The 5815-nt window shown below is 38.4% G+C and carries 2 protein-coding genes; both read left to right on the top strand.

The window, feature by feature from the left end; translation table 11 throughout:
• The first annotated feature begins 3645 nt into the window (after window positions 1-3645).
• Window positions 3646-4725 (top strand): C80 family cysteine peptidase, encoded by a 1080-nt coding sequence (locus tag BHECKSOX2_RS10635; RefSeq protein ID WP_425356620.1) that lies wholly within the window; start codon window positions 3646-3648, stop codon window positions 4723-4725.
• A partial coding sequence (locus tag BHECKSOX2_RS08500; RefSeq protein WP_180323731.1) for a hypothetical protein occupies window positions 4709-5815 on the top strand: 1107 nt, incomplete at its 3' end. The genes BHECKSOX2_RS10635 and BHECKSOX2_RS08500, both read left to right, overlap by 17 nt.

Raw genomic sequence — 5815 nt, forward strand, 5'->3', positions numbered from 1 at the left:
AACACTGGCAGGGTAATGCTTGGACTTTCAAGTGATGATTCTAGTGATTCTTACAGAAGTATAGATTACGCTTTGTATGCAGACTCAGGTATAGGCAATAAATTTGTCATCTATGAAAGTAGTGTGAGAAAGCGTGACACAAGTGTTGTTTATGCCGCTGGCGACTATATGAAAGTCACTAGATCAGGTACCCAAATAAAATATTACCATATTAAAGCAAGTGATGGTCCTCACGCCAAAGGCACTTTGCTTTACACCTCAAGCAAAACTTCAAATGCAAATACCAAATTGTTTCTAGACAGTTCTTTTCATAATGTTGGCGCTAAGTTAACAGATATGCAAATATTCAGTGGCAATAACCCACCACTTTCAATAGATGTTGGCGCACCAAAGCCAACTGCTGATGTTTGGCGTGTAGATAGTGGACCTGCTAATAGCAAAGGTGTTTTTACCATTGGCGATGAAATTAAAGTAAAACTCATTTTAAATGAAAAGGTTACTTTGGCAAATGTGGGTCACAATAAAATTGTTGTTGCTGGCAAAGAATTTCTCTTAACAGGCACCAATGGCGCCGTTACCCAAACATTGGAATTTGCATATACCGTTAAGGCTAACGACAAGATGGTTGCCACAAGCAGACATTTTGATGTTGTTTTAACGGGTATTGTGGATAACGATGGCAATTCAATAAATATGAGGGGTGTTACTAACCCTATGATACTTACTAACACATTAATTAATACTAATTTTATTGTTAGTGATGACAGCAAAATAACTCACACCAATGGTGCTTATAAAAAAACCGCTAGTGCTGGCTGGAATGCCGATGTTACATCTTCCAAGGGTTTTATTAATGACGGCTATGTTATTGCCAAGCTTGGTAACACTGGCAGGGTAATGCTTGGACTTTCAAGTGATAATACTGATAGCTCTTACACTAGCATAGATTACGCTTTGTATGCAGATTCAGGTATAGGTAATAAATTTATCATCTATGAAAGTAGTGGGAAAAAGCGTAACACAGGTGTTGTTTATGTCGCTGGCGACTATATGAAAGTCGCTAGATCAGGTACCCAAATAAAATATTACCATATTAAAGCAAGTGATGGTCCTCATGCCAAAGGCACTTTGCTTTACACCTCAAGCAAAACTTCAAATGCAAATACCAAATTGTTTCTAGACAGTTCTTTTCATGATGTTGGTGCTAAGTTAATAGATATGCAAATATTCAGTGGCAATAATCCACCACTTTCAATAGATGTTGGCGCACCAAAGCCAATCGCTGATGCTTGGCGTATAGACAGTGGAGCTGCTAATAGTAAAGGTGTATTCACTATTGGCGATGAGATTAAATTAACATTAACATTGGATAAAGACATTATTTTGGCTAATGTTGGTAGCAATAAAGTCATTGTTGCTGGCAAAGAATTCCTGTTGACAGGCACCGATGGCATGNAAGATACAGAGGGCAACAACATTGATTTTGGCAACATTTCCAGAGGCTTGGATATTAGCCCCAGCAGTCAAAACCTTGCCCTAAGCAGCAAAGGGCTGGCGACCATCAGCACCAATGTTACTAGTTGGCATGCCAATGGCACCGCTTCCAATATTGCAAAAATGACCGATGGTAATACCAGTTCAAGTGGTGCATTAGATTATGCCGTACACCCATTGGATGCTGATGGAAAATACATTTTGTTTGACTTTAAAGGGGTTCATTACAACAACGGCAGTTTTAAACTTTTTAATCGCAAGAGGAATACTGATAGGATTAACGGCTCAATCGTTGATTTTCTTAAAGAAGGCGTGGTGGTTTCAACTCGCACTATTGATGAGGCAGGTGAGATTGTTGAAATCATCCCAGAAAGTGATGTTGTTTTTGATCAAGTTAGGCTCACTTTTAGTGGCGATGCACAAAATTTCCGTGAAGTGGAGATTTTAGGTAAAAATTCAACTTTATTAATAGATTCTGGCGCCCCAGAGCCCCTGAAAAATAACGCTTGGCGTATTAATAGTGAGATTATCGATAGCAGTGGTGCATTTACCACTGGCGATAAAATCAAAGTAAGACTGTTTTTGAATGAGTCCGTTACTTTGGCAAAGGTTGGCAGTAATAAAATTATCGTTGCCAACAGGGAATTCTTGTTAACAGGTACTAACGGGGTAATCACCGACACATTAGAGTTTGTTTACATTGTGAAGCTCAATGACAATATTAGCGCTGAAAACTTTGATATTGACAGTAAAGAAGACATTGTGTTAAGCGATGTTAAAGATGTGGATGGCAATAGTATTAATTTTAGCGCTATCACCGACTCTGTGGAACTTGCTAATCTAGTGCTGGATACAGGCTTTAGAATTAGCGATTGTAATAAAATAAGCCAAACCAAGGGTATTTACGAAAAAACCTCTAACAGACCCAAGCATATTTACAAAAACACCTTTGGCGACATCAGTCGCATGGATATTGATAAAAAAATCTCTGACAGATCTACGGGTGTTTACGAAAAAACCCTTGACAGCACCAGACCCATAGATGTTAATAAAAATCTCTTTGATAAAATCAATCCCATAGGTACTAATAAACAAACCCTTGACAGCGCCAGACCCATAGATGTTAATAAAAATCTCTTTGATGAAATCAATCCCATAGGTACTAATAAACAAACCCTTGACAGCACCAGACCCATAGATGTTAATAAAAATCTCTTTGATGAAATCAATCCCATAGGTACTAATAAACAAACCCTTGACAGCACCAGTCTCATGGATCTTGATGTTAGCAAAATTAAATCAGTCTCATTGATTGAAAAAGAGGGTGTTCACGAAAACACCTTTAACGGGGATTGGAATGTTGCTATTACTTCCACCAAGGGTTTTTCTGGTGATGGTTGTGTGATTGCCAAGATTGGCAGTAACAATAAAGATTTAATGGTTGGGCTGTCTACCGATAATAACAATAATGAAGGTAACTATCACACAATAGATTTCGCAATCTATGTACATAATTCTGGCAATATTGTTGGCATTTATGAAAACGGTCGTAGCATTAAAAGTTTTGATGAAGATCAATATCCTTATACGGCAGGGGATTATTTAAAAATAGAGCGAGACGGTGCAACAATCAACTACTATCTTGTTAAAGTTGGTGATGATCCAGCTACCGAAGGCACCTTGCTTTACAACACCCCAAGTAGAATTTTAAGTACAGATGTCAAATTGTTTTTAGACAGTTCTTTGCATGATATTGGTGCCAAATTATCAGACATACAAATACTTAACAACAGGTTGCCACTTTCAGTAAGCGCCAAATCGATAAAACAGGTTTCAACAACAGGGGGCTTGGAAAACAACAATGTGTTTGGTCAAGTATTTAATGACAATCAGTCTAACAACAACGAAACAAATACCTCTTCTAATGAGGGCACAAGTACTGCTGATAACACCAATAATACCACCACTACCAATACCACCACTACCAATACCACTGACAATACCCAAGAGACTGGAGAGCAAAAAACCAACAAGGCAGAAAAATGGTTTAATAGCAAGGTCAATCAAAGATTTTCTCAAGGCTTGTCATTTTCTCAAACATCTAAAATCTTTATTATTACCGATTTTTCAGATAAAAGCCTTGATCTGGGAATGAAACTCAGAAAAAAGAATGACATTGTCCTTTATTACAATACAGAAAATCACGAAATTGAATACTTACATGGGCAACAAAACGATATTGAGATTGAACGCATAGAGTATCAAACGATTGCCTATGGCAAGGTCGTTAATATTTTGGTTGAAGACATTGATAGCGGTGAGTATATCGTCAACACTGACGATAATCCAGAAGATGAAATTGATGCAGAAGCCATTGTAGCACAATTACAACAAGCCATCACCCTACAAAGAACCGCCACAGGCTTGCGTAGAAACTGGTTTACTCGGCACAGTTTTGCAAAAAAAGAATTGGCATTTGACAGTTTATTTTTCACCTCAGGGCAAAACCCCAGCCAGCCCGATACTCAGCCTGTTGTAAACAAAACTTCCAAATATCAAAGTAACCTCATCGTCCAAAGCAGCGATGACCCTATTGTCATCGAAGCCGCCAATGCCTTATTCAACAAACACCCTGACAGCAGTGTCCTTGTCAAATTTGATCAAGACGGCAATCTTGTTACTCTAAAAGGTGAGACTTACACGCCAACAGGCGATACCCGTGTTAATTTTGTCGGTCATGGTAACGATTTAAGCCAAGAAGGTGCACAGTCATTAGCAGATAAGGTGAAGATACTCCAGCAAACCTATGGCAACGACAGCACGAATATCAAGCGTATTGCCTTAGTCGGCTGTGGCACTGATGGTGTTAATCAAAGCCTCACCCAAGATTTTGCCAAAGCCATTTATAATGACACGCCTGAGCTAAAAACTGCAGAAATAACCGGCAGAAAAGGCGATATGCAAATCAATGCTGATGGCACTAAAACCATGGAAATGGGCAGTGAAAAAATGATTTATCAGTGGAACGATGACTTAAATATCGTTACCCAGCAGACTGAAGAATCCAAGCGTGCGGGGGAGATATTAGAAAACTTGAAACTAGGTTGTGTGAGCTCTAAAGGTTCATCTGATACCGGAACTGGCACTGGTACCGGCACCGGCACTGATATTGATACTGATATTATTGATNGAAATAACCGGCAGAAAAGGCGATATGCAAATCAATGCTGATGGCACTAAAACCATGGAAATGGGCAGTGAAAAAATGATTTATCAGTGGAACGATGACTTAAATATCGTTACCCAGCAGACTGAAGAATCCAAGCGTGCGGGGGAGATATTAGAAAACTTGAAACTAGGTTGTGTGAGCTCTAAAGGTTCATCTGATACCGGAACTGGCACTGGTACCGGCACCGGCACTGATATTGATACTGATATTATTGATATAGATAACATTCCAGATACCTTAACCAATGCACATATAGACTTCAATGACGCTGTTGGAGTGGGCTCATTTAAAACTGCCTACAATTTGAAAAATCAACCTGATTTATTGGTGTTATTATTACATTCAGAGGGTCAATCCAACGATATTGAAAATGAAGTAATGTGCTTAGAACAGCTAGAAGCGCTTGGTATGAAAACACCTAAGCGTTATAAGCAAATCACATTTGTAGACCAATCTACACCCAACTTTAATATCCAGCAACGCGGTTTGGTTGTGCAAAAGATTAAAGGTGCACGGGATATAAGATTAAGACGCAAAAAATATATTCAGCCTATGTCACAAGTGCTTGATAATTGCAATAACCAAACCTTAAAAGATGTCAAAAATTTGCAAAAAATATTTGCAAACAACCCCCATCTTTTTGTGCAGGATTTCCAAGGAGTTGTCTCTGAAGATGGTCAACTGTATGTGATAGATCCACAAAGTGTTGATTTGCATGAAAACAGCAAGCGTAATTCGAATATATTAGGTGCTTTGCAGGGATTTGAGCAAACTATTTTAAAACGCCACAAGCGTTTTACTGACAAAGCGCTCAATCATATTACCTATATTGACAGCAGAATCTGGGAATCTTACAGCGATATACGAAAACAACAAATGTTGAGCGATCTACAAAAAGAAGACAATAAAGCCCTTGTTGCTTATAATTTTGCAACAAATGAAAAAGAAGTCATTCATGAACCAAGTGACAGTCAAAATCTAGACTTTGACACCATTGAAGTCATTACCCAAGATAACCAAAACCAAAATGTTGATTTAAGAAAAGAGAGTATTGATTTTATGAATCAACAAGGTTGGGTGAAAAGCAGAGAT

The organism is thiotrophic endosymbiont of Bathymodiolus puteoserpentis (Logatchev) (assembly GCF_900127505.1).
GTDB lineage: Bacteria > Pseudomonadota > Gammaproteobacteria > PS1 > Pseudothioglobaceae > Thiodubiliella.